Raw genomic sequence first — 26,716 nt, 5'->3', positions numbered from 1 at the left:
GTATAAAGATAAACAACAATTTTGGTTTTGAAAACCCTTTTTTTGAGGTGTTTTATAATTTATTGATTTTATTTAATTTTAAATTGTCGTTAAAAAAAGGGTTTGGAGCGGTTAATTTGCTGTTATTAGGGCGCTATTTGTGGTTTTGTTGATTTACTGTATGCCAACACCTTTGCTTAGGTTGTGTAAGCAGTTGATTTTCCTTGAAAATAAAAAACAAAAACTTCAATAAAATCAATACCTTTCCTGACCACTTTTTGGATGTAATTGCATTGCTTTTTTACACAAAAGTAACTCATCAAAAAACACCTACGATTATGTTGTCTGTCTTGTTCCGGCGTCAGAATGTGCCGACAACAGAGCGAGGTTAGCACGCCAAACAGGGATGTTTGGCGAGTTTGTGGTGCGTCTGGAACGCGTCCACAAACGGTGCGTTAAGACCGAGCGACGGCGGAGGGCAGCCGCAGGCCACATTCTGTAGCCAAAGCGTGGGATTGCAAAGGGAATTCGCTTTAATTCCCTTTGCTCGGACGTGGTCACTGTGGCTATTTTGTTCACCCAAGGTCAAAACGTCCGAAACCTTGCCGTACTATAAATAGACCACAAATTTAAACCGCCACAGCATTATCCACTAGGATTGCCAACCACGCTTTTAGCGTCGTCGGCGGCGGGGCGGCGCGATTGTGGCTTCGCCGCAACAGCGCAACCCTAAGGGAATGTCCCAACTTGCGCGGGGGCGTTATTCTTTGTTAGATTGTCCTCTCAGGCACCATAACCTCCCCCGCGGCCCAAGGATTAAGGACTAAACGCTAAAAACTAAGGTGCGGCACAAAGGCCAGAGCGGATATTGCCAACTCTGGTGCTGGTAACACTGCCGTAGAACGAGTTGACATAGAACCCATCGCTACCTGTAGCGTCGCTTGTCCACCAGGTGCCGTTGCCGACGAAGCCCGCATGGTAGATGCCCATGCCGCCCCACTCCGTGAAAAAACCAGAACCTATGTGACGCATATAATAATTAACAGATGAATGAGGCAAGGCGCCAGAAATAGGATGATTACCAGTGTTGACTGCATTGGTTAAATCGCTGACCCTAGCAATACGATAACCCAAACTACTACACCAAGTGGATTGGTTAGCCTGAGTATCCCGTTTATCACCCCGATTGACGAACCACTGTTTTAACACAAACCCATACCTCACCTCATTACCTCGACTATCCCTACCGACTAACTCAAATGTCTGTGGCAAAGAGGGGACATCTAGCGGACTAGGATTACTTGAATTTTTCTGAGTATCATCAGCCCTAGGACCGCTTAATTTTACCCTTGTCCTATTTGACTCCCAGTTGACTGTAGCTGTTATTCCATCACGAGTAACAGGAGACCACGTAAACCGCCTTCCATCCACTCCTGCAGGCATCTCTAAGTCAAAATACAACCCATCAGCACCCGTTGTAGGAAAATTTCGGCCGTAAGAGGATGAATCAGTTGACTGAGTTAAAAAACCCTTAGGATAATCCCATATGTTAGCTGGGCCGGCGTAATTGCCTGTGCCATTGTTGGGATTCGGCCTTGCGTGACCCACAAAGTAACAAGTAACAGGACCTGTAACACCATACGGATTGATATAATATGTCACCGCCTGACTGCTAAAATTGGTCCTATTAGGAACACCGTACTGGGTCTGTAAATATCCCCCTGTACTACTTAAAGTTACCCTATAAGGAGCCTTACATCCACTTAATTCTTCGTTAAAACTAACATCATTGCCATCCTTATCTGTAAAGGATGCCGATATACTCCCTGATATACCATTTGCTGCCGGCTCATCTCCATCATCATCTCGCCAATAATTATACCTTGTGGCTAAATCACTTAAACTCACTGAACTAGCTGTTGTTCGTGGGAATATCATTCCTATATCTCCCAATCTACTTCCTTCATAAGGTAAGCTTATTGGATTTGATACGCTTGATGTATTAGTAGATGGCCTGATTACCCGACCACCTTCCAACCTTATAGACAACAAACTGTCTGTATCTGTTGCCTTTGTTCGACCATGGTTGAACGCTAAATACGGCGCACTACCCTCTATTACCCTTGAAGTACACGCCATGAATGGCTGTGAACAAGGCGTTAATGCCACAGAACCCTGTGTATATGACAACAACAACAATGCCACGAAGAACAACGCCGATTTAAGGAATCTAAATAATCTAAGTAAACTGAGTAAACCTGATAAGCCTGATAAGCTTGGTAAACTTGGTAAACTTGGTAAACTTGGTAAACTTGGTAAACCTGAAAATTTAAATAGAAGAGGTAAACGCCTTGACCTCGGCGATAACCCTACCGATAACGTCGCCGATTTCGCTACGCGAAATGACCTCGCTGATGAAAATAAGAATTGAGCTCGGTTTTGAATACCGTGAAAATTAAAAAGTTTTAGGGCGTAGGTTTGGCAGGCCAGATGCCAGATGCCAGATGCCATAAATGGTAACGCATTTCGATTATCCTGTCAAGTAATTTTTTGTTTTATTTCGATTTTTTATAACTGACTGCTCTAATAATGAGCACTCCCTTGCTTTAAAAGCGATTAAATTATAACCGCTTGACCAATAATGCGCTACCTTTTTTGTTAAAAATTTGTAAAGTTTTGTTAAAGGATGAGTCAGCTTATGCTTGTATGCTTTGGGGAATAGTTTTGGGTGGTGTTTTTTAGCTAAAAACCAATAAATAAAAACTTTAATAAAATCAATACCTTTTCTGACCGATTTTTGGGTAGTAATTGCGTTGTTTTTTAACAAAAAACACCCCAAACTTTTTCAGGGTGGACGAAGGATCTTTTATTTTATCTGTTTTGTTGTTTTACCCAATGCGTTTTTTTGGCAAATCCTAACAAGTTGTTGGTCATTTTTATGCTTTGCAGTTCTAATGCCCAAATCGGCGCTTTGATGATTCTTGCAAAAGGAAACGCTCGATAATATTGCCTATAGGCTTGTTCGGCTTGTTCATTTTGTAATTGGGTTGCTTTAGCTTGGAATTGGATGCCTTGGATTTGTGCAATGGTTTTGGGAGTGACGCTAATTGTTCCTGCCACCTGAGGGTGCATTATCATGGCTTTGGCGTGTTGGGTTTTTAGTTCGGAAAGAAGATATAGGTGCATTAGCTGTTCATCAAATACATAGAAGGTGTTGCATGCCCATGGAGTGTTGTCGGGTAAGATGACGCTGAGCGTTAGTACATGGTTCTTTTTGATAAATTTGGTGATTTTAGGATCGGCTTGCATAGTTTGGGCTTGTGCGAGTTATTCGGGTTTGTTATTTAGGTGCAGGTCTTCACCCCAGCGTGGTAGTGTTGGGATATCAATTCCAAATAAGTCGAGCGCTCTGGCAACACTGTGGGTGATGATGTCATCAATGTTGTTAATATGTTGATATAACGCAGGCACAGGTGGACAAATAACGCCGCCCATAAGGGTGATTGTTTCCATGTTTTTTAGATGTGCTAGGTTAAAAGGCGATTCGCGGACCATTAGCACTAAGCGACGGCGTTCTTTTAATACGACGTCGGCAGCGCGAGTCAGTAAATTATCAGATAGGCCTTGCGCTATGGCGGCAAGCGTGCGCATTGAGCAAGGGGCAATTAGCATTCCCATAGTTTTAAATGAGCCGCTTGCAATGGCAGCGCCAATGTTGTTAACGGGGTAGACCTTGTCGGCCAGTGATGCAATTTGAGCTAAACTTAGATCGGGCGCTTCGTGAGCACGCGTGATGTGTGCCGCTTTTGAGATCACTAAGTGTGTTTGGATGTTGAGTGGTTTTAAAAGCGTTAGGGCTTTTATTCCGTACGCAAACCCGGTTGCGCCACTAATGCCAATCACTATCCGCTGTTGTGTCATGTTGGTTCCTTTATTAATATCAAATTGCAATAAAAATTGTTAATCACTATTTTAAGTAGTTAACCAATCAAATGATACTTTAAAAAAATAAGCGATACTAAAGCTTGCTATGAAAGGATTGACTATACCTATCTATTGATAGTGAATCAAGTAGCAGATAGTTACGAACATGGTTATTGCATTAATAATATATAAATTAGGGGGGATTGAGTTGAGTTTATTCACACTTTTTCACTATCCTATAGGCTCACTGATAAATGTAGTCTATAAGTAGGAATAAGTGTGAAATATATAGAAAGATCAGCTTTTAGGTCTTATTTGACCTGCTTTCCAATGTTTTCGGCATACTGAGTGGTATTCGCTGTCGCCAAGATGGATGGAGTTACCAAATTTTACAATTTGTCCGTCTTCACCTTCTAATAAGATCATGGTAGCTTTTTTTCCACACCAGCATACAGTTTTGAGCTCTCTAAAGTTGTCGGCAATTTCGAGTAGTGTTTTTGAACCTTCAAATAAATGTCCCATATAATCGGTTTTGATGCCAAAAAACATGATGGGTACGCCTTGTTCGTCACAAACATCGGAGAGTTTCCAGATGGTATTGCGTGACAGGAATTGGCTTTCGTCAATGAGTATGCAAGCGTAGTTGCTTTGTTTGATGTGCTCTATGATGCTATCAACCGTTGTGTCATCAAGCTGTAACGCTTTTTTGCGTAACCCTAAGCGAGAGACGATTTCAACTGCGGAGTCGCGCGTGTCAACCGATGATTTAAGCAGTAACGTTTGCATGTTGTTACTTAGGTAGTTGTGGTCAATTTGAAGTAATTCGGTAGATTTGCCGGCATTCATTACGCCATATATATAGTAGATCTTAGACAAAATAACGCTCTCAAAATTAAAATAAGTCAGTCAATAAAAATGAATGAATAAAAAGCCATTATGTAGATAATAAAAAAGGTAAGTTAAATAACCTACCTTTTTGTTTGTTTAAGGAATAATTATTTTGCTTTACCTTGGTTTGCAACCGCTGCTTGTTTTGCCGCGATTTCGTCTGCGTTGCCTAGGTAATAGTGTTTGATAACTTTCATGTTGTCATCAAATTCGTACACTAATGGCACACCTGTTGGGATGTTAAGTTCAATGATGTCGTCATCGCTGATATTATCTAGGTGTTTTACTAATGCACGTAGTGAGTTACCGTGAGCGGCAATAATAACACGCTCACCTTTAGCTACACGTGGGGCAATAGTTGATTCCCAGTAAGGTAATACGCGTTTGATGGTTAATGCTAAGCTTTCGGTTAATGGTAGTTCTGATTCTGGTAATTTGCTATAACGAGAATCGTGACCCGGAAAACGTTCATCTGATTTTTCAAGTGCTGGAGGTGTGATTGCAAAGCCACGACGCCATAATTTTACTTGGTCATCACCATATTTTGCTGCTGTTTCAGCTTTGTTTAAACCTTGTAATGCACCATAGTGACGTTCATTTAATTTCCAACTTTTTTCAACCGGTAACCATGCTTGATCAACTTCGTCTAAAACGTGCCATAATGTGTGAATAGCGCGCTTTAATACTGATGTGTAGGCATAATCAAATGTGAAACCTTCTTTTTTTAGCAATTTACCTGCTTCAGCCGCTTCTTTGTTACCTTTGTCAGATAAATCAACATCAGTCCAACCACAAAAACGGTTTTCTTGGTTCCAAACACTTTCTCCATGTCGAATAAGCACTAATTTTTTTACAGCCATGAGTATAACTCCTTTATTACGTAGATTTAATTTTAGTATATCCTGTTCTTTTATGGATAGACTTAGCTGTTGCTGAGCATATCCATTGGTTTTGCGTTAATCGATTAACGCAAAACGCTTGCTATTTTGGTAAGTATTTTAACGGATCAACTGATTGCGCTTTGTATCGAATTTCAAAGTGTAATCTAACCGACGAGGTACCTGTTGCCCCCATTGTGGCAATTTGTTCACCTGCACGCACGGTTTGTTGTTCTTTAACTAATATAGATTGGTTGTGCGCATAAGCCGTTAAGTAGTCATCGTTATGTTTGATGATAATTAAATTGCCATACCCCGGCAACGCATTGCCCGAATACACAACTCGTCCATCTGCCGCTGCCATTACTTTGTCGCCAAGTGAGCCCGATATATCAATACCTTTGCTTGCACTTGAGAATTTTTCAATAATTTTACCCTTTGATGGCCATTGCCATGCAATGTTGGAAACATTCGATTTTGATGGGGTTGTAGTTGGTATGCTACTAGTTGAATCTAATGGTTCAGTAACTGTTTCGGTTGTTTCGGTCGTAGTTGGTTGTTGATTTTGATCCGTGGTGGTAACCGAAGTCGTTGTTGTTTTGGTTATTGTTGGTTTAGTTCTAGCCTGACTTGTCGCGATGCTTGAGTCATCTTTATTAGCTTTGCTTGATGTTGTGTGATTTGTTGTGGTTTTTTGGGTTACAACAACCGTTCCCCCACTTACGTCTAACACTTGCCCAACATTAACAGCAAAAGGTTCTTTGATGTTGTTTTTAGCCGCTAATGAGCGGTAATCATTACCTGTTACCCATGCAATATAAAATAAGGTATCACCACGTTTAACTGTGTAGGTGTCGCCTTTGTATCCCCCTTTGGGAATATCTTCATAATTACGGTTATAAACAATGCGCTCGTTACTAATTACTGTACCATGGTGGCCGTTGTTGCTGGCATTATTAGTAGTATGAGCTGTTTGTGTGTTTGTTACCGCCGTCTGTGTTGATGAAGGTGGATTATAAGTAGTAGGAGTAGAAGATATTCTTCCCCCTGTTGAGATGTTAGCTGGTGGTTTAGTATAGACAGAGGACGTTGATGGTCCACCTGCGCCAGAAATGTCTTCAATTTCGGCCTGCTCAGTTTGTGTACAAGCAGCAATCAGCAAACTTAAGCAACTTAATGTCAGTATTTTTTTCAAAGCAACACCTTTCATTCGTGAATTTTGTTTTTGGCTAATTTGCGTTCAATAGCATTCTATTTGCACATTTTAGCGTTTTTACAGCAAAAAGCTATTATCAAATAAGTTATTATCAAAAAAATTATTATATTGATTACTTATCGATTAAATCAACAAATTCATCAATAATTTGCCTAATATAATCGATATTTTTTAGCTGATTATCTTTTCTCATCAATTTTATTAGTCTATTTTAGTGATTAATAACCGTGAGTATGCATATTAATTTGACATTACACCACTATTTGTTTGTTTTTATTTATGTGATTTGATTCTTTTTCAAATCCTTTATTAATCAATCTGTAAGCGAAAGTTATATGCAGGAAATTTGCTATTAGTTAGTCATTTTTGCACTTGGGATGTTCGCTATTTCGTTTGCTTTGTCGGATTTATTTTGAAAGTAATGAGTATATACAATAAAATAGGCTTTCGTACAGTATCTTTACCGTATTTCTATAAAAATTTAATGTGATTTAAAATAATGACTTTATATATCGTTGCAACACCAATCGGAAACTTAGATGATATTACGCTTAGAGCAATCAATACGCTTAAAAGCGTTGATCTTATTGCGGCTGAAGATACTCGCCATAGCGGTCTACTTTTACAACATCTTGGCATTAAGGCGAAGCTGTTTGCTTTGCATGATCATAATGAGCAAGAAAAGTCTCATCTTCTGATTGAGAAATTAAAATCCGGCCTGTCTATTGCTTTAATTTCAGATGCCGGTACGCCATTAATTAATGATCCGGGTTATCATTTGGTTAAGGCTTGCCGTGATAATGATATTCAGGTCGTCCCTATTCCCGGTGCTTGTGCTGCTATTGCGGCATTGTCTGTTGCTGGGTTGCCTTCTGATAAATTTAGTTATGAAGGCTTTTTGCCAGCAAAAAGTAAAGCTCGGCAAGATAGTTTGTCTCAATTAGTCGATGAGCCACGTACCATGATTTTTTATGAATCAACCCACCGCTTGTTAGATACGTTACAAGATATGCAAACCGTTTTTGGCGCCGATAAGCGTGTTGTGTTGGCCAAAGAACTCACCAAAACATGGGAAACCATCGTCAGTTTTACCGTAAATCAGCTTATTGCATGGCTAAACGAGGATGCCAATCGGCAAAAAGGTGAATTTGTTTTGATTGTTGAAGGTCATGCAAAAACAGAAAATGATGTTGATCAAAAAGCCATTAATACCCTTAAGTTATTGCAAAAAGAGTTACCCCTTAAAAAAGCCGCTGCGATCACGGCCGAAATTCATGGGCTAAAAAAGAATCAGCTTTATCAAATTGGATTGATGTTAGAAGAATAATTTTACCAAGCTAATAGTAAAGCGTTACGATTGAATTACTAAACAAAGTAAAATCAGCAATAAGATCATTGGTACAAAGTGCGTTATTTGATATAATCCCCCGCAATTTTTATAACATTTTATGATAAAAGGTAACAAACAGTATGGGATTTAAATGTGGGATTGTCGGATTACCGAATGTAGGTAAGTCAACGCTTTTTAACGCACTAACTAAAGCAGGCATTGAGGCAGCTAACTTTCCGTTTTGTACTATCGAGCCAAATACTGGCGTTGTGCCAATGCCCGATCCACGTTTAGATGAGCTGGCTAAAATTGTTAAACCACAACGCACTTTGCCAACAACCATGGAATTTGTTGATATTGCTGGTTTAGTTAAAGGCGCGTCGAAAGGTGAAGGTTTAGGAAATCAATTTTTAGCTAACATTCGTGAAACCGAAGCAATCGGTCATGTTGTGCGTTGCTTTGAAAACGACAATATTATTCACGTCGCAGGCAAAATAGATCCTGCTGAAGATATCGAAATTATTAACACCGAACTTGCCCTATCCGACCTTGAAGCTTGCGAACGGGCAATAACACGCCTACAAAAACGTGCTAAAGGTGGCGATAAAGACGCTAAATTTGAACTAGAAATCCTTGAAAAGTGTTTGCCTCATCTTGAACAAGGTAAGAAACTGTTGTTATTGGATTTTAGCAAAGAAGAACTTGAAGCTATCAAATACCTTAGCTTTTTAACATTAAAACCAACCATGTACATTGCAAATGTCAATGAAGACGGTTTTGAAAATAATCCTTATTTAGATAAAGTCAAAGCAATAGCAGAACAAGAAAAAGCTGTTGTGGTACCAGTTTGTGCGGCAATTGAAGCAGAGCTTGCTGAGCTTGATGATGCTGATCGTGACGAGTTTATGCAAGATTTAGGCTTAACCGAACCAGGCTTAAATCGAGTGATTCGCGCTGGATACAGCTTACTTAACCTGCAAACTTATTTTACCGCAGGTGTTAAAGAAGTTCGAGCATGGACGATTTCGATTGGTGATACGGCGCCACAAGCAGCAGGCAAAATTCATACTGACTTCGAAAAGGGCTTTATCCGTGCGCAAACCATCGCTTTTGATGATTTTATTAAATATGGCGGTGAGCAAGGCGCTAAAGAGGCGGGCAAAATGCGTGCTGAAGGTAAAGAGTATGTCGTGCAAGATGGCGATATTATGAATTTCTTATTTAATGTGTAATTGATAATTTTACGTCGCCTTTTGGCGACGTTGTTATATGGGTTACCTATAAATTTTGTCAAATCTACTAATTTGTAGTGGACTGATAAACATAAGGATATTTAACTTTTATGTTACTCACTTTTCAACAAGCCAAACAACAAATACTGCAAAGCGTATCCACCATAAAATCACTAACTAGCGAAAAGGTTGGGTTATTTGATGCGCTAGATCGGATCACCGCTGAAAATGTGGTTTCGCCTATTAATGTGCCTGGATTCGATAATTCGGCAATGGATGGTTATGCTGTTCGGTTAGCTGATCTTAAGCAATCTACGTTGTTACCACAAGCGGGCGCGATTTTTGCTGGTGATGATATAAGCAATCTTCATTGGCCAAAAGGCACCTGTTTGCGCATTATGACGGGGGCTCCAGTGCCAAATGATGCTGATGCGGTTGTTATGCAAGAGCAGACCGAAAAATCAGATTTGGGTATCACTTTTTTAAGAGAGGTGAAAGCCGGCGATAATATCCGTCGTATGGGTGAAGATGTTAAACAAGATGCAATCACTGTCAACAAAGGAACGAAATTAACAATACCGACTCTATCAACATTGGCAACATTAGGCATTGGTGAGCTTGCTGTGTTTAGAAAGTTGAAAGTAGCTATTTTATCAACTGGTAACGAATTAACCCCTATTGGTGAACCGTTATCGGGCAATGGTGCTATTTATGATAGCAATCGTTTTACGTTAAAATTATTATTAAGCAAGCTTAACTGCGAGGTGGTTGATCTGGGTATTATTGCTGATGATCCCATCCAAATTAAACAAGCGTTGATGACAGCATCAAGTCAGGCTGATTTGGTGGTAACCAGTGGGGGAGTTTCGGTCGGTGATGCCGATTATACCAAAGCGGCTTTAGAAGAGTTGGGCACAATTAACTTTTGGAAAATGGCAATAAAACCAGGCAAACCGTTTGCCTTTGGTAAAATTGGCAATGCACTATTTTGTGGTTTGCCGGGTAATCCTGTTTCGGCTTTGGTGACATTTTACCAATTAGTGCAACCGTTGATTTTAGCGCTTTCAGGGCTTGAAGATTCGTCCATGGAGTTGAGCTTTAAAGTTAAAACAGCAACAAATCTTAAAAAAAGCGTTGGTAGGTTGGACTTTCAACGTGGTGTGTTACAAATCAATGCACAGGGTGAATTAGAAGTGAGCACAACTGGGCAGCAAGGTTCTCATATTACGCAGTCATTTAATCAAGCAAACTGTTTTATTGTGCTTGAACAAGAACGGGGCAATGTTGCTAAAGGTGAACTAGTTACTGTTGAGCTGTTTAATGCGCTACTAAAGTAGCCTATGTTTAGATTAATGCACTATTAACTATCAAAATAGTGCAACTAATATCGCGCCAGCTGCAATCATGGCAACACCAATCCCCGCTAACAATGAGATCTTTTCGCCAAATAGAATTACGGAAAACACAACCGCAAAAACAACACTTAATTTATCAATTGGCGCAACTTGTGACACTTTGCCTTCTTTAATTGCCATAAAGTAAAACAGCCAAGATAGTGCCCCCGCAATACCACTAAGCGCAATAATGAGTAAAGCTTTTTTGTCGTTAAAAAAAGTATTGATAAGGTTGAGCTTTCCTTGTATAACCACAACACCAACTAAAAAAATGGCCATGACAATAGCACGAATAGCGGTTGCGGTGTTTGCATCAAGGTGTTGTAAGCCGATTTTTCCCAAAATAGCAACACTTGCTGCTGTTATAGCAGAAAGTAGCGCGTAAATAAGCCAAGCACTCATATTAGTATCTGTCGATTTTGAATAGATATTGTTGGTTATTTGAATTAGTCTCACATTGTTGTGATTTATTCATTACACCACGACAATCTTCTAAAACTCCGTGAGCTTTTGACCAATGGTAGGTTTTGCCTTGGTCGTTTTTGCCGCCACATCCAACTAATATCAAACTGAACACTAAACAAGATAAACCTATAATGGCAGATTTCATTTCGTCCTCCTTTTTGCAAACATATAATATAACCATATTACGTTTGTTTTTATTTGAGCTATTTTACTCTAGAATCAATACGATTAATAGCTTGGCTGCCGCCTATTTTTATGAGGTTAAAACAACGTTCGGCTTTGTGAGCGTGTAACAATTGCGGGGGATCATCTAATGATTCATCGGCTAGCTCAAATGCTCCCCAATGGATGGCTATTGCACAATGACAATTGAGCTCGTCATATAACTGTACGGCTTGTTGTGGATCAATATGTTGTGATTGCATATACCAACGTGGTGCATAAGCGCCAATAGGAATTAATGCTAGATCAATTGATGGAAAGTGTTTAGCAATCTCTTTTAGCTCAGAAGAATAACAGGTATCGCCCATGAAATATACCGTTTTTGATTGATTTTGATTATCAATATTAGATTGAATCACCCAACCACACCACAAGGATTTATTTACATCAAACAAGCTACGATTGCTCCAGTGTATAGCAGGAGTGGCCGAAAAGCGAAGTCCATCAATCGTCACACAATCCCACCAATCTAATTCAATAACATGCTTAGCTCCCCATTTTAGTAAGGTTCTTTTTAACCCTAAAGGAACCATCACCACAATATTAGGGAAACGTGCAAGTAATTGGTGAATACTATGATAATTAAGGTGATCATAATGGTTGTGTGAAATGACAATAAAATCAATTTGTGGTAATTGCTTGATGCTTAAAGCTGGCGGTGTTCGGCGTTTGGGACCAATCCATTGCGATGGCGAAGCTCGTTTAAAAAAGATTGGATCAGTCAATATCATTTTACCACTTAAACGAATTAAGGTTGTCGAGTGACCAATCCACCAAACCCTATCATCAGGCAAATTAAGATCTATTGGTTCAAACCATGATTGATTAAAAGCGTAATAACCCGCTTTAGGTGGTAATACTCTACGCGTTAAACGCCAACGTATAAATTCGCCTATTTTAATTTTAAACGATCCATTATACCGAAAGCCTTTAGCTGTTTGACGTGTTTTTTTAGTCGTTAAATCTTGTTTAAGTTTTGTCATGGTTATCGTCTTTTCAACTAGTCAGTGGTTTTAATGCGCCGCACGTTCAATCACCACCGCAACATTATTAGCATTAGCAATTGCACTAGGTTTAGACACTTTGACTTTTAGCCATTGCACCGCAAATTTTTGTATGATTAATTTAGCAACCTGCTCCGCCACCGTTTCGATCAATTCAAATTGGTTTGATTCAATAAATTGAGTGATCGCTTGGCTAACTAAGAAATAATCCAAACAAAGCGATACTTTGTCGCTTTCACCCGCGGGTTTATTATCCCATGCCATTTCTAGATCAAGTATGAGTTTTTGTTTGATGGTCTTTTCCCACTCGTAAACACCTATGGTAGTTAGAACGGTTAATCCTTCAATTAATACCCTATCTTTGCTGTATGTATTCATGCTAGATTCCAAAATCCTAGTTTATTTAAATAGAGATTACCGAATCTTGATAAATTACGCTATAATTTATTGCAATATATTTTAAGATACTGGCAATTATGACGCGAATTTTTCAACCTTTTACGATTGTTCAAAATAGCCTTATTACCCTAGATGATAATGCGTTTAACCACCTTATTCGTGTATTGCGCATGAAAGTGGGTGAAGAAATCACTCTATTTGATGGAACAAATCAAATTACTCCAGCGGTTATCTGCAATGTTAATAAAAAATCGGTGACAGTCAAAACAGCTTCATCCATTTTAGACAATCGCGAATCACCATTAGATATCCATTTGGGGCAAGTAATATCACGTGGTGAAAAAATGGAATTTACGATTCAAAAGTCAGTAGAGTTAGGCGTTAGTAGTATTACGCCCCTACTTTCTGAACGCTGTGGGGTTAAATTGGATGCCGAACGGTTAGATAAAAAAGTCCAACAATGGCAAAAGATCGTGATTTCAGCTTGTGAACAATGTGGTCGTAATGTCATACCCATCATCCACCCTGTAACCAAACTTGAAACTTGGTGCACAAGTTTGACAACACAGTTACGCTTAAATCTACATCCTAAAGCCAAGCATGGCGTTAAACAGTTACCTAGTGATAAGCGGGATATTAGTCTGTTAATTGGCCCTGAGGGTGGGTTGTCAGATAGTGAAATTAACATGACACATGATTATCAATTCACTGATATTTTGCTTGGCCCACGCGTGTTACGTACCGAAACAGCAGCACTCACTGCCCTAACTGCTTTGCAAGTACATTTTGGTGATTTAGGATAAGGTAAAATCGTATTGCTTACTCTATTGCGATAGAGAAAATTAGCCCGACATTACTAATGTTTGCTTTGCATCTTAAGCTGTAACGAGTATGATAGTTGCAAGCACACTTTTAATAGTGATTTAAAACACTAACTATCGCATGTTCAAACTAACCCAGTAAACAAGTATAGGATAATACGCGTTATCAATCATTGTTCGCTAAAACCCAAAGAATCAGTAAGGAGTCACCATGATTAAACTTGGTATTGTTATGGATCCAATTAGTCATATTAATATTAAAAAAGATACCAGTTTTGCAATGTTACTTGAGGCACAAAAACGAGGTTATTCACTTTTTTATATTGAAATGAATGATCTATTTTTAGATACTGGCGAAGCATATGCAACAACGCGCCCGTTGAAGGTTTATAACGATAAAGATCATTGGTTCGAGCTTGGACAAGAACAGACCATTCCACTCAGTGAACTCGATACGATTTTAATGCGTAAAGATCCTCCTTTCGATACAGAATATATTTATGCTACTTATATTTTAGAACGCGCTGAAGATAAAGGTGTGTTAGTGGTCAATAAACCACAAAGCCTACGCGATTGTAATGAAAAACTATTTACTACATGGTTTGCACAATTTACACCACAAACGCTAGTTACACGCCAAACAAAACAAATTAAAGCTTTTTATCAAAAATACCATGACATTATTTTAAAACCGTTAGATGGTATGGGGGGATCATCGATTTTTAGAATCAAACAAGACGATCCTAATGTTTCAGTAATCATTGAAACATTAACTGAACATAATACGCGTTATTGCATGGCACAAAACTTCATTCCTGCCATTAAAAACGGTGATAAGCGTGTTTTAGTCGTTGATGGCGAACCAGTATCTTATTGTTTAGCACGAATCCCACAAAAAGGCGAAACGCGTGGTAATCTTGCTGCTGGTGGGCATGGAGAAGTGAGAGCATTAAGTGAAAGTGATTGGCATATAGCTAAAAGTATCGCTCCAGTTTTAAAAGAAAAAGGCCTTCTGTTTGTAGGACTTGATATTATTGGTGATAAGTTAACCGAAATTAACGTTACCAGCCCAACTTGCGTTCGCGAAATTGAAGCGGCAAATCCTGATCTTTCAATCACCGGTATGTTAATGGACGCAATTGAACATCGACTAAATAAAAAGAGTTAAACAATGATTAGAGAATATAAACCCGAAGATTTAAACAGCGTCATGACAATATGGCTGCAAGGTAATTTGCAAGCTCATGACTTTATCGATCCTGAATTTTTTAAGCAAAATTACGATTTAGTAAAAATGCTAATCCCAATGTCCACTTTATACGTGCAAGATCTTGACGGTATAAAAGGATTTATTGGTTTAACCGAAAACTATATTTCAGGGCTGTTTGTTGATCAAAATTACCGTCATCAAGGTGTCGGTGAAGCGTTAGTTAATAAAGCCAAACAGCGCCACAATGAACTATTAGTACATGTTTATAAAAAGAATACTGCGGCGATTGATTTTTATGTTGCTCAGAATTTCGATATTGTTTCAGAATCGATCAATGAAGAAACCCATGAGCCTGAGTTATTAATGCGCTGTCATGTTGAACATAACGTTAAAATTGGCAAATGTGCATTATAAAAGTTACCTAGATGTGAGATTATGAATTTAAAAGATCATTTTATTATTGCTATGCCAACATTGGATGACTCGTTGTTTAGTCGTTCTGTTATTTATATTTGCGAACATAACCGCGATGGTGCCATGGGCATTATGATTAATAAACCGATTGTTGAGCTCAATGTAGAATCCGTTCTTACACGGTTAGAAATTACGTCGCCCAAAAGTTGTGCTGAATTAGAGCATCCTGTGTTTTGTGGCGGTCCACTTGCTGAAGAGCAAGGGTTTATTTTGCATACACCTCAACAAGAGTTTGCTTCTAGCATTCAGATTTCAGATGATGTGATGATTACCACTTCACTTGATGCGCTTAAATCAATCGGCTCCCCCGAGCAACCGCAAAATATCTTTTTGGCTTTGGGATATTCAAGCTGGCAATCATTACAACTTGAAGGCGAAATTGCCCGTAATGATTGGTTGGTAACAAATGCTGATCCTAAAATTATTTATGAAGTTTCTATTGACGAACGTTGGCAAAAAGCAGCCGCATCACTTGGTATCAATATCAATACTATGTCACACCAAATGGGTAATGCATAACCTATGGCTACAATTATTGCATTTGATTTTGGCACGGCAAGTATTGGAGCGGCTATTGGTCAAGATATTACTAAAACAGCCAATCCATTGTGTTCTTTTAAAGCACGTGATGGCATTCCTAACTGGCAAGCTATCGAAAAAGTGTTAAATGACTGGAAGCCGGATTTTTTAGTCGTTGGACTACCTTTAAATATGGATGGAACCGAGCAACCATTAACTGCACGAGCACGTAAATTTGCTAACCGCCTGCATGGTAGATTTGGTTATCAAGTACATTTACAAGATGAGCGATTATCAACCGTTGAAGCAAAATCCCATATTTTTGCTTCACGAGGTTATCGTGCACTTGAAAAAGGCCATGTAGATGCAACTTCTGCCATTATTATTTTAGAAAGTTGGTTTGAAAATAATTAGCAACTTTAATTAATTGGTTATTTTGTAAATAATTAATCGCCATTAAATTTCATCCTTGCTAGAATAATCATCTATTTTCTATTGTAAGGATTGCTTGCTGTGTCAAATAATAAATCTCTCAGTTACAAAGATGCTGGTGTCGATATTGATGCTGGCAATGAACTTGTTAATCGCATTAAATCTGTCGTTAAAGAAACCAAGCGACCTGAGGTTATGGGTGGACTGGGTGGCTTTGGCGCACTATGTGCTATTCCACAAAAATATAAAGAACCTATTTTGGTATCAGGCACTGATGGTGTGGGGACTAAATTACGTCTTGCAATGGATTTAAACCGCCATGAATCAATTGGTATTGATTTAGTGGCAATGTGTGTTAACGATCTGATTGTCCAAGGTGCTGAACCTTTATTCTTCCTTGATTATTATGCCACCGGCAAACTTAATGTCGATGTAGCCGCCACTGTAGTGACTGGCATTGCCGAAGGATGTAAACAATCGGGGTGCGCTTTAGTGGGCGGTGAAACAGCCGAAATGCCGGGTATGTATCACGGCAACGACTATGATTTGGCAGGTTTTTGTGTTGGTGTCGTTGAAAAATCAGCTATGATCGACGGTAGCAAAGTGCAAGATGGCGATGCATTAATTGCATTAGCTTCAAGCGGCGCTCATTCTAATGGCTATTCGTTAATACGTAAAATTATTGAAGTCAGCGGCGTAAACCCAGCTACCGAAAAGCTAAATGGCAAATCACTTGCCGATCACTTACTTGCACCTACTAAGATCTATGTTAAGTCTGTTCTTGATCTTATCGCTCAAGTTGACGTGCACGCCATTGCCCATATTACAGGTGGCGGATTTTGGGAAAACATTCCTCGTGTTTTACCTGACAATACTCAAGCAGTCATCAATGAAGCAAGTTGGCAATGGCCAGACATCTTTAATTGGCTACAACAAGCAGGCAATGTTAACCGTCACGAAATGTACCGAACTTTTAACTGTGGTGTCGGTTTAATTATCGCATTACCTAAACAGTCAGCCGATAAAGCAATTAGCTTACTAAATAACCATGGTGAAAAAGCATGGTTATTAGGTGAAATTAAACACGCTACATCAGGCGAGCGTGTTGTAATCAAATAAATAGTATTTTCATATTATCCATCTGTTAGATGGATAATATGCCACTTTTCAGATCGTTATTGCCAGATCGTAACACTTTGTAAACATCTAGCTGTATCATTTAATAAATCGTATTTAGCTATTGTTTGGTGACCAACGATCAAATTAATTCATCACATTAAGGACTTACACACGCTGCTCTATTAGTATTATATAAATGACTAGAAATAGCAGTAGTATTAATGTTACCACCACCCGAACCAACGCTATACCATTCATTCCCTCCTCGCGCTTGATAAGCCCAATAGTCGTAGACGCTCCAGTCAGTACCAGGATAACCACTATTTGCGTCGCTCATAACTCCCCACTCATTAAAGAATCCTCCAACCCAGCGGTTACCGTCTCGGTAACTTAAAGCTCTTCGATACATATCGATATTTCTGCCTGGTATACCATTATTCCAACCAATATCTGGGCGATTCGCATTAGTATAATCTTCAACGCCAGGAATCCGATAACCATACCCTAAACTTCTACAAAAATTTTGAGCATTCCAATACCCATTTACTTGTCCTGGACGAGGTATAAACCAACGCTCTATTTTAAAATTATAAATTAAGTGACCACCAATATTATCAGAATATAATTTAAACTCTGTTGGTAAGAATCTTGTATTTGTCGAGTTTCGAGTCGGCCCAATTAGTTCAACCTTTAGAGCCCACTCCCTCTCTGGGTAACTAATACTTCCCCAACCATGTGTGGTTGCCGCACTTAATTGCAATGTTACGTTCCCTCCAGTTCCCTGTACTGTTGAGCCATTGACCGCAATAACTTGCTCTGGTGTAATACCAGCCAACAGCAGGTAGAAAAACATTTTATTTGAGCCTGTCGTTGGAAAATTATTGGTTGGGTTGTTAAATGGTTGCACTTTAAAACCTTTTTTTCTAACCCAATATTCTTTTTGTTCATCACCTTGTTGTGCATGTAAACTTGGTTGAGCAAAACAGACTTTTGCATTTATTCGATTCGGATTAATATAGTAACTATGGTTCGCATTATTAAAGTAAGTAGTTTTAGGTATACCGTATTCAGTTGATAAATAGCCACTCGTTGCACTTAATGTGAGCTGATAAGGTGCATTACAAAAATTTAATTCCATATTTGGGTTAGCTTTAACATCCTCCGTAATATCTTTACCACTGCTATCTTGCCATTTAATCGTCAAATTACCTGTTGCATTGATAGATCCATCTCCATCATCATCTCTCCCATAGTTATATGGCGCATTAACCAAGTCAGTTAACGAGATATTAGGATAACTTGCAACAGGTACGATCGTTTGAATATCCGCAAAAGTATAGGTCGTATTTGGCATCTCAATTGGGTTATTTATGTTTGATGTATCAACAATTGCATTTGGATAAAGCGTGCTATTTATACCTTGTGGTATATAGCTAATATTTGCCAATTTTATACCTAATGCCCCTTCAAAACTCATTACCTTAGTGGCGCCATCATCAAACGTTAAATACGGGGCTGTTCCTTGAATGACATTTGAAGTTTGCACCGATAATGCCTGTAAACTCAAAGAACACGGTAATAACAAAAATGGTGCAAAAAACAACGAGGGCTTTGATAAGTCCGTTAAGTTCAATAATAAAAGTGAGGAAAGATTTTGCTTTTGACTACTGTAATAATTAAAAAGATTTAGAATATATGACTGCTTTTTTCTATGGTAAAACATAATATTCCACCTATCGCATAAGATTTTGTTTAATTTTATATTTTTATAGCCATTTACTCGTTTAATGATCTGAATTTATATAAAACGTGCGAATTATAGACCGCTTAATTTTAGTTCGCTATTCCTTTTCAATTTAAATTTTGTAAAGCTTTGTTAAGGTTTTGATTGAAGATATCTTTGGGATATTTATGGTTAAAATAGTCCTCTAAAACACACTTTTTTCAGCGTTTTTAATAACCACGTGGTATAGACTTCTGAATATGTTTCGCAAAACATAATTTTAAAAATGAACTATTGTGTAAATTGTTCATTTTTACATATGTTATTTAATGTATTATCAGGTTGTTAAGTGTTATAAATGAAGTATGGCAGATAGATGCTTGATATGGACATTAGGCATTATTTTTGTTTTTTTATCTAAAGTAGTAATGATAAAAAATTTAACATAAAAATAACAAAAAGCTAACTTAGTTTCTGATACAATGATACAAATTTATAATAATTTAGTAATGTCGTAATAGTTTAAAATATAAGGTTTTTTTAATGATCATATCAGACGCTAACAGTGCGGTGTCGTCCGTTGCTTATCGTACAAACGAAGTCATTGCTATTTATCCAATTACTCCAAGCTCAACAATGGCCGAGCAAGCTAGCACGTGGGCAGAATTTAATAAGCCAAACGTATTTGGCGATACGCCAAGAGTAATTGAAATGCAGTCCGAAGCGGGTGCTATTGCAACTGTTCATGGTGCATTAATGACAGGTGGACTAGCCACTTCGTTTACTTCGTCACAAGGTTTGCTTTTAATGATTCCATCGCTGTATAAAATAGCGGGCGAACTTACCCCTTTTGTTTTGCATGTTGCCGCACGTACTGTTGCAACTCATGCTCTGTCTATTTTTGGCGATCATTCTGATGTGATGGCAATTAGGCAAACGGGTTTTGCTATGTTTTGTTCAAGTTCTGTGCAAGAAGCACAAGATTTTGCTCTGATTTCACAAATAGCAACTTTAAACAGCCGCGTTCCTTTTGTTCACTTTTTTGATGGATTTAGAACATCGCACGAAGTAAATAAAATCTATCCACTAAGTGATGAACAAATCCATAAATTATTACCTCACGAAGCAATTAAAGCCAATCGTGAACGAGCTTTAACACCCGATAATCCAGTAACTCGAGGTACATCTGCCAATCCTGATACCTACTTTCAATGCCGAGAAGCAATAAATACGTATTATGATGACACCTATCAACATGTCGTTGATGCTATGGACGCTTTTGCAATAGAAACGGGTAGAAAATATCAACCTTTTGAATATTATGGTGCTAGCGATGCCGAACGTATTATTATCATTATGGGTTCAGGAGCAAGTACGACTAAAGAAGTGGTTGATGTTTTAATTAAGCAAAACCAAAAAGTTGGTGTTGTGACCGTTAGATTATTTCGCCCTTTTTCTGCCAATCATTTGCTAGAGGTTATTCCAAGTACAGTGAATAAAATTGCTGTTCTTGATAGAACTAAAGAGCCAGGCGCTCAAGCTGAGCCACTTTATTTAGATATTATTACTGCATTTGCTGAAAGCTTATCACGTGGTGAACGCAATAGCATGCCAATCATTGTCGGTGGGCGTTATGGATTATCGTCTAAAGAGTTTGATCCTCGTTGTGTGCTTGCCATTTTTACTGAATTGGGATTAGATAAACCTAAACCACGATTTACCGTTGGTATTTATGATGATATAACAGGACTTTCTTTACCGTTGCCTGAAAAATCTATTCCACAAAAATCAGCTCTTGAAGCCTTATTTTATGGACTTGGTAGTGATGGCACTGTGTCGGCAACAAAAAATAATATCAAAATTATTGGTGATAGTTCGCCTTTTTATGTACAAGGGTATTTTGTCTATGACTCTAAAAAAGCCGGGGGTTTAACCACATCTCACTTAAGAGTTAGCTTAGATCCCATTGATTCCCCTTATTTAATTACCAGCGCCCACTTTATTGGATGCCACCAAGATCAGTTTATCGATAAATATCAAATTGTTGATAAATTAAAGGATGATGGTATCTTTTTGCTTAATACCCCGTATAGCAAAGATGAAATTTGGCACAGGCTCCCTAAAGAAGTGCAAGTGCAATTAATTCAGAAACGAGCACATTTTTATATCATTAATGCAGCAAAAATTGCTCGTGAATGTAATTTAGGGGCAAGAATTAATACCGTTATGCAGGCAGTTTTCTTTCACCTTGCTGAAATTTTTAAAAATGATTTTAGTATTACCCAATTAAAGGAAGTCATTGCTAAAAGTTACAGTAGTAAAGGGCAAGATTTAGTTGAAAACAACTGGAAAGCGCTTGATTTAGCTATCGCTTCGCTTGAGCAAATTCCACTTAGTTGTGTTGATCAAAGCAGTGCGACCATGCCACCTATTGTACCAACGAATGCCCCTACTTTTGTTAAAACAGTAACTGCGGCAATGTTAGCTGGCTTGGGTGATAATTTGCCTGTCTCAGCATTCCCACCCGATGGTACATGGCCTACAGGTACTACAAAATGGGAAAAGCGCAATATTGCAGAACAGATACCTATTTGGCAACCTGAACTGTGTACTCAGTGTAATCACTGTGCAGTTGCTTGTCCTCATGCGGCTATTCGCGCCAAAGTTGTTGAGCCAGATGATATGATCAACGCACCAGACTCATTAAGTTCACTAGAAGTCAAAGCCCGTGATATGAAAGGACAACGCTATGTATTACAAGTTGCACCTGAAGATTGTACGGGTTGTAATTTATGTGTTGAAGTATGTCCAGCACGTGATCGCAACAACTTTGAAATTAAAGCTATTAACATGCAATCGCGTATCGACAATTTTGATACTCAGCGCACCAATTTTGAGTATTTTATGGCATTACCAGATCGTGATATAAAAACACTCGAACGTATTGATGTTCGTACCTCACAATTACTTACTCCTTTATTTGAATATTCAGGTGCTTGTGCTGGATGTGGTGAAACGCCTTACATTAAGCTATTAACCCAACTTTATGGGGACCATTTAGCCATTGCCAATGCCACTGGTTGTTCATCAATTTATGGCGGCAACCTGCCGTCGTCACCTTATACCACCGATCGCGATGGTCGTGGACCGGCTTGGGCTAATTCGTTATTTGAAGATAATGCCGAATTTGCATTAGGGTATCGCATTACTTATGACCAACATAAAAAACGTGCGTTACGTTTGCTTGATTATGTCGCTGGTGACATTTCGCCTGAAATTGTAATGGCGTTAAAATCCTCGGAGACCTCTATCACTGAAAAACGCCAACAAATCATATTGCTACGTGAACAACTTGCCCACTTAGCATCTGCACAAGCACAAGAGTTAATCCAAGATGCCAATTACTTGGTTGATAAATCAGTCTGGGCTATAGGCGGTGATGGTTGGGCTTACGATATTGGATTTGGTGGGCTTGATCATGTCATGAGCTTAACCGATAACGTCAATATATTGGTATTAGACACGCAATGTTACTCCAATACAGGTGGTCAACAGTCCAAAGCGACGCCGATGGGTGCCGTATCAAAATTTGCTGATTTAGGTAAACATAAAGCGCGTAAAGATTTAGGTGTTAGCGTAATGATGTACGGTCATGTCTATGTTGCGCAAGTTGCGTTAGGTTCGCAACTAAACCAAACCCTTAAAGCCTTACAAGAAGCCGAAGCCTATGATGGGCCATCGCTAGTTATTGCTTATAGCCCTTGTGAAGAACATGGCTATGATCTTGCTAAATCACATGAACAAATGAAAGATCTCGTTAAATCTGGTTTCTGGCCTCTTTACCGTTATGATCCACGTCGTATGATAGAAGGTAAACCAGGTTTGGTACTTGATTCAAAAGCACCAAATAGCGAGTTATTATCAGGCATTTTATTGAAAGAGCAGCGTTTCCGCCGTTTAGAGACATTAGAGCCAATCATTGCAAACACCTTGCATGAGCGTTCCACTAAAATGGTGAATTCTAAATATAAATTCTTGCAAATGCTGGCTACCTTTTCAGATATTGAGCCTCCTGCCGATAGTTGATCATAAAGAATAGTCTATGATTATCCAATCTATTAAACCAGTTATTGACTTAACAGTAACTGGTTTTTTATTTCCTGATATTAAGCAATAAAGCACCAATTAAGTGCATATTAAAATACCAGATAAAAAATCAAATCTTTTTTTAGCTATATACATATGATCTTTCTATTAAAAATAAGTAAGAAATATAATTTTTTAAAATTGGTATTAATTTTGCAATGTTAATAATTAAGTACGTAAGTATCAACTAAAACATGAGGTGTATCATGGTATCTAATATCAATGTTAGTAGAAGAAAACTAATCACACTTTCTAGTGCAGCAATTGCAGGGCTATCTATTAATCAATTCCTATCTAAAGCTCACGCAGTAGAAGCACAAAACTCAGTCTCATTCTCTGTTCCCATGCTTGATAAGGTGGTAATACCAGATGTTAACAATCCAGTTAGGCTAAACTTCAACGAAAATGCACTTGGAATGTCACCAAGTGCAAAACAAGCAGCAATAAATGCCGTACCAAAAGCTAATCGTTATGCAAAAGCAGAAATGCCACTACTTAATAAACGTTTAGCTAAACATCATAATGTTGATGATGCTCAAATTTTGCTAACCGCTGGCTCATCAGAAGGTATTCGTAGTGCTATTGCCGCATTTGTTAAGCCCAACGCTCAACTAGTAATTCCTGAACTTACTTATAGCGATGGGGAACATTTTGCAAAAATTTTTAATTTAAACATAACCAAAGTCCCGAGTTTGCCAGATTGGCAAATTGATATCAAAGGTTTACAAAAGGCAGTTGAAGATTATAAAGGCTTTTCAATTGTCTATTTAGTTAATCCCAACAATCCTACTTCAACTATTTTTGCAACGCATCAAATAGAACCTTGGATCAAAAGCAAGCCTAAAAATACAATTTTTATTGTTGATGAGGCTTATGCTGAATTTGTTAATGATCCTGCATTTAAATCAGTCGATAAGCTAATTATACAAGGTTGCGATAATATTATCTTACTTAAAACCTTCTCAAAAATTCATGCTATGGCTGGATTACGAGTAGGTTATGCGGTAAGTTCAATTGAAAATATCAAAAATATGGCTCAATATGTCGCAGGTGAAAAGCTCAACTATTGTGGCGTTTGTGCAGCGCTGACATCTATGGATGATCAACCATTTTTGACTTATTCAAAAAAAGCGGTTGATGTATCACGCCAAATCATGGAAAAAGTGCTATCAGACTTAGGGTTACATTATCTAAAATCAGAAACTAATTTTATGTTTCACAAAAGCCCTATCGATTTAAAAGATTATCGTGAACTAATGGAAAATAATTTTATATTGATTGGCAGAGATTTTGAACCAGCAACAAATTGGTGCCGAATATCACTTGGCTCACCTGGCGAAATGCTTTATGTAGCCAATATAATGAATGAATTAAAAGAAAAAGGAAAAATTTAAGTATAATTATTTTTATGGTAGATAAAAAATAAGCGCTATAAATGTTAATTAATTTAAAGCGCTTTTTTGTTACAATTATTAGCAAAAATAATAAAAAAGAAACTGTTTAGCTACCCGTTATACGACGAGCCATCCAGTAATGCTTCTTCCAATAATCCTCATTCAAGTTTGAATAGGTAACCCCTTTTGAGGTTGAAGCATGTAAAAACTTACCATCAGCATAATAGATACCAACATGTAAGCCACTACGGCTACGACCTGTTTTAAAGAACACTAAATCGCCAGCTTTAGGTGTGTTTACTTTAACACCTAATTGAGCTTGTTCTGCCGCACTTCTTGGTAAGGGTTTTGAAAGTCTATTTTTGAAAAAATTCATAACCAAAGCAGAACAATCACTACCGGCCAAAGTTGTGCCACCATAACGATACGGTGTATTTTGCCATTTTTTATAGTGAGATTCTATTTTAGCTAACATAGCTGAATCTGATTTGATATTTTTAGTAGAAACCTGACCTTGACTAGTACTACAACCAAATAACACAAAGAGAGAAAAGATCAATGTAGTTATTAAAAAACGTTTCTTTACATTAATGCAGTTGCTGAGCAACGTTCCTAATAGTCGATTGTCTTTTTTTGTCATTTCTTTTTGTTCCTTTATTTAACGTCGACCAGTGCGGATAACGTCTTGCTACCTTTAGGCTTCTAGGTAACACGCCTTTTTCCCATTCATTTTTATCTAATTTAGATAATCTAACAGGGCTCATATCCGCATGGCTGCGATGATTTAAACTTTCTTTAAGGCGAATTAATCGTAAAGAAAGAAAACAAATAATAACATCATCAACACTTAATTTACTATATCCAGAAAGCTGATACCGCATTCTAGAACCATAATGTTTAGCAGTTTGCATTAAACTACCAACTGCTGCGCCAATTAACGCAGCCGAGCCAAGCGAAATACCACCAGTTGCTAAGTCAATACTTGCACCAATTGTTGCGCCTGACACAAAGCCTTTAGTCAAATGCATGCCTACCGTTTTTAGTGCATCAACATTAAAAAGGTCAGCATTATAACGACCTTTGATTAAAGGCAAGCTCTCTTCACTCTCTTGAGTTGAATCGAATTGATACAATTTTAATAATTCATCGATCGCTATTTGTTCTCGCTTTCTGACTTTGTTTTGCAAATCAGTAATCGCTTGGCGATCGTCTAGTTTAGCCATTTTGTAAAAGGCGGTAACATCAACGAGCGTTTCGGCAATAATCCGATTAGCGGTTTGATTACGAGAATCACGAATTTGTGAGATTTTATCTAGCCAATTATCTAATATTTCTTTAGCTGGTTCAACCAATAAAGCAAGGCTACGATATAGCCGCTCTTCCCCATCTAAAGGAGGGAAAATAGCGTCAAATCTAATAATAGCATGAATCCCAACGCGTGACAGCAATCTTTTCCATTCCTTTTCATTTTGGTTACTATCAGCGATAAAATTTAAAACGGCTAATATTGGTTTATCACTATTAGCTAAAATAGCTAACTCATCGTGATATTTGGATAATACTGGTTCACGCACATCTATCACATAGATGGCTGCATCACTATTTAACAATTGTCTAATAACTTTAGCTTCTTGATTAAATACGTTTTCAGACTCTGGACTTTGTAAAAAAAATGTTAATTTATCAATACCATCAAGTTTTGAATTAGCGGGAACAAGTTGGTTAATGTAATCATAAAGGGCTAAACTGTCTTCTAATCCTGGGGTGTCATAAAAAACAATCGATTTACTATCTTCAAGTGGCAATGTTATTGATTCAACATGTCTTGTCGTGCCAGGGCGATCCGATACCTGACCAAAATGGTTATTCCGAACTAAAGTACGTAATAATGATGTTTTGCCAACATTGGCATGACCAACCACAGCTAATTTTAATGTTGATAACATC

25 protein-coding genes are annotated in these 26,716 nt (G+C 38.1%); 11 read left to right on the top strand and 14 right to left on the bottom strand.

Going from position 1 to position 26,716, the window contains the following annotated elements:
• Positions 1-816 precede the first annotated feature (816 nt).
• The 7 genes from GQ598_RS06895 to nlpD all read right to left on the bottom strand — a co-directional run bounded on the left by GQ598_RS06895 (position 817) and on the right by nlpD (position 6,879).
• The gene (locus GQ598_RS06895) at positions 817-2,490 is read right to left on the bottom strand and encodes a hypothetical protein (RefSeq protein ID WP_160403157.1); all 1,674 of its coding nucleotides are present in this window, start codon (positions 2,488-2,490) and stop codon (positions 817-819) included.
• A 19-nt stretch (positions 2,491-2,509) separates the two neighbouring features.
• Positions 2,510-2,806 (bottom strand): hypothetical protein, encoded by a 297-nt coding sequence (locus tag GQ598_RS06890; RefSeq protein WP_160403155.1) that lies wholly within the window; start codon positions 2,804-2,806, stop codon positions 2,510-2,512.
• Positions 2,807-2,850: 44 nt separating this feature from the next.
• Positions 2,851-3,288, bottom strand: a complete 438-nt coding sequence (locus tag GQ598_RS06885; protein ID WP_160403153.1) for a pyridoxamine 5'-phosphate oxidase family protein — start codon at positions 3,286-3,288, stop codon at positions 2,851-2,853.
• A gap of 18 nt (positions 3,289-3,306) precedes the next feature.
• Positions 3,307-3,900 (bottom strand): UbiX family flavin prenyltransferase, encoded by a 594-nt coding sequence (locus GQ598_RS06880; RefSeq protein ID WP_160403151.1) that lies wholly within the window; start codon positions 3,898-3,900, stop codon positions 3,307-3,309.
• Between the two features lie 300 nt (positions 3,901-4,200).
• Entirely contained in the window at positions 4,201-4,779 is a 579-nt protein-coding gene (locus GQ598_RS06875) for a thymidine kinase (RefSeq protein WP_141683378.1), read from the bottom strand.
• A 119-nt stretch (positions 4,780-4,898) separates the two neighbouring features.
• The gene (gene gpmA / locus GQ598_RS06870; protein WP_065637836.1) at positions 4,899-5,651 is read right to left on the bottom strand and encodes a 2,3-diphosphoglycerate-dependent phosphoglycerate mutase; all 753 of its coding nucleotides are present in this window, start codon (positions 5,649-5,651) and stop codon (positions 4,899-4,901) included.
• A gap of 121 nt (positions 5,652-5,772) precedes the next feature.
• Positions 5,773-6,879, bottom strand: coding sequence for a murein hydrolase activator NlpD (gene nlpD / locus GQ598_RS06865; protein WP_160403149.1), 1,107 nt, complete (start codon positions 6,877-6,879; stop codon positions 5,773-5,775).
• Positions 6,880-7,384: 505 nt separating this feature from the next.
• Between nlpD and rsmI the strand changes: the two genes are divergently transcribed.
• The 3 genes from rsmI to moeA all read left to right on the top strand — a co-directional run bounded on the left by rsmI (position 7,385) and on the right by moeA (position 10,784).
• Positions 7,385-8,212, top strand: coding sequence for a 16S rRNA (cytidine(1402)-2'-O)-methyltransferase (rsmI, locus tag GQ598_RS06860; RefSeq protein WP_091350898.1), 828 nt, complete (start codon positions 7,385-7,387; stop codon positions 8,210-8,212).
• Between the two features lie 143 nt (positions 8,213-8,355).
• A complete protein-coding gene (gene ychF, locus GQ598_RS06855; protein WP_091350896.1) occupies positions 8,356-9,447 on the top strand; it encodes a redox-regulated ATPase YchF in 1,092 nt (363 codons plus the stop codon).
• Between the two features lie 110 nt (positions 9,448-9,557).
• Entirely contained in the window at positions 9,558-10,784 is a 1,227-nt protein-coding gene (gene moeA / locus GQ598_RS06850) for a molybdopterin molybdotransferase MoeA (protein ID WP_160403147.1), read from the top strand.
• A 30-nt stretch (positions 10,785-10,814) separates the two neighbouring features.
• On the opposite strand, the gene GQ598_RS06845 is transcribed toward moeA, so the two are convergent.
• The 4 genes from GQ598_RS06845 to folB are packed head-to-tail and all read right to left on the bottom strand — an operon-like array spanning position 10,815 to position 12,910.
• Positions 10,815-11,243 carry an EamA family transporter gene (locus GQ598_RS06845; RefSeq protein ID WP_091350892.1) on the bottom strand — a complete coding sequence of 143 codons (429 nt, stop codon included), beginning with the start codon at positions 11,241-11,243 and terminating at the stop codon, positions 10,815-10,817.
• 1 nt (position 11,244) lies between these two features.
• Positions 11,245-11,451 carry a hypothetical protein gene (locus tag GQ598_RS06840; RefSeq protein ID WP_091350890.1) on the bottom strand — a complete coding sequence of 69 codons (207 nt, stop codon included), beginning with the start codon at positions 11,449-11,451 and terminating at the stop codon, positions 11,245-11,247.
• A 58-nt stretch (positions 11,452-11,509) separates the two neighbouring features.
• The gene (locus tag GQ598_RS06835; protein WP_091350888.1) at positions 11,510-12,511 is read right to left on the bottom strand and encodes an MBL fold metallo-hydrolase; all 1,002 of its coding nucleotides are present in this window, start codon (positions 12,509-12,511) and stop codon (positions 11,510-11,512) included.
• A 30-nt stretch (positions 12,512-12,541) separates the two neighbouring features.
• Positions 12,542-12,910 (bottom strand): dihydroneopterin aldolase, encoded by a 369-nt coding sequence (gene folB, locus GQ598_RS06830; RefSeq protein WP_091350887.1) that lies wholly within the window; start codon positions 12,908-12,910, stop codon positions 12,542-12,544.
• Between the two features lie 98 nt (positions 12,911-13,008).
• Here folB and rsmE point away from each other — a divergent pair, with 98 nt between their 5' ends.
• From rsmE to purM, 6 genes are all read left to right on the top strand, one after another.
• Positions 13,009-13,734 (top strand): 16S rRNA (uracil(1498)-N(3))-methyltransferase, encoded by a 726-nt coding sequence (gene rsmE / locus GQ598_RS06825; protein WP_160403145.1) that lies wholly within the window; start codon positions 13,009-13,011, stop codon positions 13,732-13,734.
• 229 nt (positions 13,735-13,963) lie between these two features.
• Complete coding sequence (gene gshB, locus GQ598_RS06820) at positions 13,964-14,920, top strand: glutathione synthase (RefSeq protein ID WP_160403143.1); 957 nt, start codon at positions 13,964-13,966, stop codon at positions 14,918-14,920.
• A 3-nt stretch (positions 14,921-14,923) separates the two neighbouring features.
• Positions 14,924-15,376, top strand: coding sequence for a GNAT family N-acetyltransferase (locus GQ598_RS06815; RefSeq protein ID WP_160403142.1), 453 nt, complete (start codon positions 14,924-14,926; stop codon positions 15,374-15,376).
• 21 nt (positions 15,377-15,397) lie between these two features.
• Positions 15,398-15,955 carry a YqgE/AlgH family protein gene (locus GQ598_RS06810; RefSeq protein ID WP_160403140.1) on the top strand — a complete coding sequence of 186 codons (558 nt, stop codon included), beginning with the start codon at positions 15,398-15,400 and terminating at the stop codon, positions 15,953-15,955.
• Between the two features lie 3 nt (positions 15,956-15,958).
• Positions 15,959-16,369, top strand: a complete 411-nt coding sequence (ruvX, locus tag GQ598_RS06805) for a Holliday junction resolvase RuvX (protein WP_160403138.1) — start codon at positions 15,959-15,961, stop codon at positions 16,367-16,369.
• Positions 16,370-16,468: 99 nt separating this feature from the next.
• Positions 16,469-17,506, top strand: a complete 1,038-nt coding sequence (purM, locus tag GQ598_RS06800; RefSeq protein WP_160403136.1) for a phosphoribosylformylglycinamidine cyclo-ligase — start codon at positions 16,469-16,471, stop codon at positions 17,504-17,506.
• Positions 17,507-17,663: 157 nt separating this feature from the next.
• Here purM and GQ598_RS06795 read toward each other — a convergent pair whose 3' ends face one another.
• On the bottom strand, positions 17,664-19,229 hold the full coding sequence (locus GQ598_RS06795) for a hypothetical protein (RefSeq protein WP_160403135.1): 1,566 nt from the start codon (positions 19,227-19,229) through the stop codon (positions 17,664-17,666).
• A 543-nt stretch (positions 19,230-19,772) separates the two neighbouring features.
• On the opposite strand from GQ598_RS06795, the gene nifJ reads away from it, so the two are divergent.
• Positions 19,773-23,315 (top strand): pyruvate:ferredoxin (flavodoxin) oxidoreductase, encoded by a 3,543-nt coding sequence (gene nifJ / locus GQ598_RS06790; protein WP_160403133.1) that lies wholly within the window; start codon positions 19,773-19,775, stop codon positions 23,313-23,315.
• 266 nt (positions 23,316-23,581) lie between these two features.
• A complete protein-coding gene (locus GQ598_RS06785) occupies positions 23,582-24,769 on the top strand; it encodes a histidinol-phosphate transaminase (protein ID WP_160403131.1) in 1,188 nt (395 codons plus the stop codon).
• Positions 24,770-24,875: 106 nt separating this feature from the next.
• Here the strand turns inward: GQ598_RS06785 and GQ598_RS06780 are convergent, their stop codons facing one another.
• Positions 24,876-25,409 carry a C40 family peptidase gene (locus GQ598_RS06780; RefSeq protein WP_160403115.1) on the bottom strand — a complete coding sequence of 178 codons (534 nt, stop codon included), beginning with the start codon at positions 25,407-25,409 and terminating at the stop codon, positions 24,876-24,878.
• The gene (locus tag GQ598_RS06775; RefSeq protein ID WP_160403113.1) at positions 25,357-26,715 is read right to left on the bottom strand and encodes a DUF3482 domain-containing protein; all 1,359 of its coding nucleotides are present in this window, start codon (positions 26,713-26,715) and stop codon (positions 25,357-25,359) included. Before GQ598_RS06775 ends, GQ598_RS06780 begins: the two co-directional genes overlap by 53 nt.
• Position 26,716 lies beyond the last annotated feature (1 nt).

Origin of the sequence: Gilliamella sp. Pas-s95, assembly GCF_009795795.1 — a bacterium.
Classification (GTDB): domain Bacteria; phylum Pseudomonadota; class Gammaproteobacteria; order Enterobacterales; family Orbaceae; genus Gilliamella; species Gilliamella bombicola.
Note: the sequence above shows the minus strand (reverse complement) of the source record. Positions and strands in the feature narration are given on the sequence as shown.